This is a genomic window from Paenalicyclobacillus cellulosilyticus, from assembly GCF_014647315.1.
Classification (GTDB): domain Bacteria; phylum Bacillota; class Bacilli; order Alicyclobacillales; family Alicyclobacillaceae; genus Alicyclobacillus_J; species Alicyclobacillus_J cellulosilyticus.
On record NZ_BMOY01000076.1, the window covers coordinates 1 to 3016 of the forward strand.

The 3016-nt window shown below is 59.5% G+C and carries 1 protein-coding gene and 1 CRISPR repeat array; the gene reads left to right on the plus strand.

All coding sequences use genetic code 11. The annotated features are described in order from the left end of the window. The first annotated feature begins 158 nt into the window (after positions 1 to 158). Complete coding sequence (locus tag IEX97_RS12790; RefSeq protein WP_229776911.1) at positions 159 to 1493, plus strand: MATE family efflux transporter; 1335 nt, start codon at positions 159 to 161, stop codon at positions 1491 to 1493. A gap of 195 nt (positions 1494 to 1688) precedes the next feature. Further along, a CRISPR array of direct repeats spans positions 1689 to 2954; the repeat unit is 36 nt; unit sequence GTGCTCAACGCCTTTCGGCATCACAGCTTCGATCAC. Positions 2955 to 3016 lie beyond the last annotated feature (62 nt).

A 3016-nucleotide genomic window follows, 5' to 3' on the forward strand; every position in this document is an offset into this window, starting at 1 on the left:
ATGCGGGCGCCGCGGCAGGTCCGGCCGCGGGTGCTGCCGCAGGCCCGGCTGCAGGCGCTGCGGCAGCGGGGAATACTGCCAGCCGCGATGCTGCCGCAGGCGATGCCGCGCCCCATCCCGCGCATCGCCGCCGCGGCCCGCAGGCGCTCGCGGGACCGATTTGGAAGGCGCTCGTCATCTTCCTCATCCCGCTCATGCTGAGCAACGCATTGCAGTCGCTCAGCAACACCATTGGCAGCGTCATCATCGGACGGTTTCTCGGCGTGCACGACCTCGCCGCCATGTCGGCGTTTTTTCCTGTGTTTTTCTTCCTCATCTCGTTCATGATTGGCATCGGCAGCGGCAGTTCCGTCCTCATCGGCCAGGCGTTCGGCGCGCAAAAGATGGACCGGTTGAAGGCGGTGGCCGGGACGACGCTCACGTTCACCTTTCTCGTCGGGTTTGTGCTCGGGATGGCGGGCGTGGCGTTCACCGCACCCGTTTTGTCCGCCATGGGCACGCCGGCCAGCGTGCTTGCGGCTTCCATCCATTTCGGCCGCATCATGTTCGCGTCGCTGCCCGTCCTGTTCGTCTATGCGGTGTATACCACGTTTCTCAACGGGACGGGCGACTCGCGCACGCCGTTTTACTTCCTGGTCGTCAGCACCGTACTCGGATCGCTCATCGGACCGGCGCTCATCTTCGGATGGCTCGGCCTGCCCCGCCTCGGCCTCGTCGGCGCGGCCTGGGGCAACCTGTGGTCCACCCTGTTGACGCTGGCGCTGCTCATCCTGTACCTGCACGTGCGGCGGCACCCGCTGCGCGTGGACGCGCAGCTCGTCCGCAACCTGCGGATTGACCTTGGCCTGCTTCGGACCTTGCTCAAAATCGGCATCCCCACCGGCGTGCAGATGATCATGGTGACCTTGTCGGAAATCGCCATCGTGAGCCTCGTCAACCGTTTCGGTGCGGACGCCACCGCCGCCTACGGCGCATACTACCAGGTGGCCAACTACGTGCAGATGCCGGCGGTCAGCATCGGGATCGCCGCGTCCGTGTTCGGGTCGCAGATCATCGGCGCGGGCGTGTTCGAGCGCCTCAAGCCGCTGTTGCGCGCGGCGACGCTCGTCAACTACGCCGTCGGCGGTGTGCTGGTCGCCCTTTGCTACGTCTTCGCTCGCGACATCCTGGCGCTGTTTCTCACCAGCCGGCACACCCTGGACATCGCGTACGAGCTGTTGATGATCACGCTCTGGAGCTACCTTGTCTTTGGGAACGCGGCGGTGCTCTCCGGCATCATGCGGTCGAGCGGCATTGTGTTCTGGCCCACCCTCTTGTCGATTCTGGCCATTTGGGTCATCGAGATCCCGGTCGCGTTCGTGCTCTCCGGCCGCATCGGCATTGACGGGGTGTGGGTGGGCTACTGCGCGGGGTTCGTCGCCAACCTGGGGCTGCAGTACGCGTACTACCGCCTGGTCTGGCGGCATAAGCGGCTGACGAGGTTGATCCATTGAAACCTGAGTTGGATGGCAAGTAGCAAGTAGGAACGAGTCACCAACATGGCCATGAGCCAACGGACGACAGCCCGCGAGCACCATACGGCGCGAACACGGCTCCAGTTCGCGGGCTGTATTGCCCCCATGAACCCGTTGGCATCAAAGCTTGGTTCACATCATCGTACGTAAGTATTTCAAGGGCGAGCATCCCAGGTGCTCAACGCCTTTCGGCATCACAGCTTCGATCACGCGGACGAGCTACACGATAAATCAACACCGCAAAAGTGCTCAACGCCTTTCGGCATCACAGCTTCGATCACGGGGGCGGCTGCGCTTATGTATGCCACCGTAGCTTAAGTGCTCAACGCCTTTCGGCATCACAGCTTCGATCACTTGAAGCGAAGAATTGACGGGCGTTCATTGCGAGATGTGCTCAACGCCTTTCGGCATCACAGCTTCGATCACAACACACCATAAACTACATGGTAATCGGGTGTTCCATGTGCTCAACGCCTTTCGGCATCACAGCTTCGATCACGCGGACGAGCTACACGATAAATCAACACCGCAAAAGTGCTCAACGCCTTTCGGCATCACAGCTTCGATCACAAATATGGGCTGTATACTACTTTCTGACCCCATGAAGTGCTCAACGCCTTTCGGCATCACAGCTTCGATCACCAGAGTCGTGACGATCAATGTGTCTGCCCAGCTAATGTGCTCAACGCCTTTCGGCATCACAGCTTCGATCACACGGCACTGCGCTTCTGGGGCTTCTCATCGCGCTCATGTGCTCAACGCCTTTCGGCATCACAGCTTCGATCACCTAGTATCACTTTCGATAGCGCGGGCACCCCATAGTGCTCAACGCCTTTCGGCATCACAGCTTCGATCACATCAATAAAGGCGACGCGCGTGGAGCAGTTATCCTGTGCTCAACGCCTTTCGGCATCACAGCTTCGATCACGCGGCTATATATGGGCAGTATGGACAAGCAGGAATGCTAGTGCTCAACGCCTTTCGGCATCACAGCTTCGATCACCAGGGCGCTGTGCGGCTTGCCCGTCGGCTTTGTCCGCGTGTGCTCAACGCCTTTCGGCATCACAGCTTCGATCACTTGAAACGACAGGTCTGGATCCCGTAGAAGACGAAATGTGCTCAACGCCTTTCGGCATCACAGCTTCGATCACTCGCCACGCTATCACCTCCTTGCTTGTCCATATCATATGTGCTCAACGCCTTTCGGCATCACAGCTTCGATCACCCATCGAACTGCTCGGCAAAAGAATCGGGTAGATGTGCTCAACGCCTTTCGGCATCACAGCTTCGATCACGTCGAACCAAGTGGCGCCTCCGGTGAATGCAGTATGTGCTCAACGCCTTTCGGCATCACAGCTTCGATCACTGGTTCGGGCGCTCTCGTCAGCTTGTCCACGATACAATGTGCTCAACGCCTTTCGGCATCACAGCTGTCTACGCTCGCTTTATTTGTCATCGTTGTCGGCGGGGTTTCTCAAATTGTGTGGCGGAGATGGGAGGAT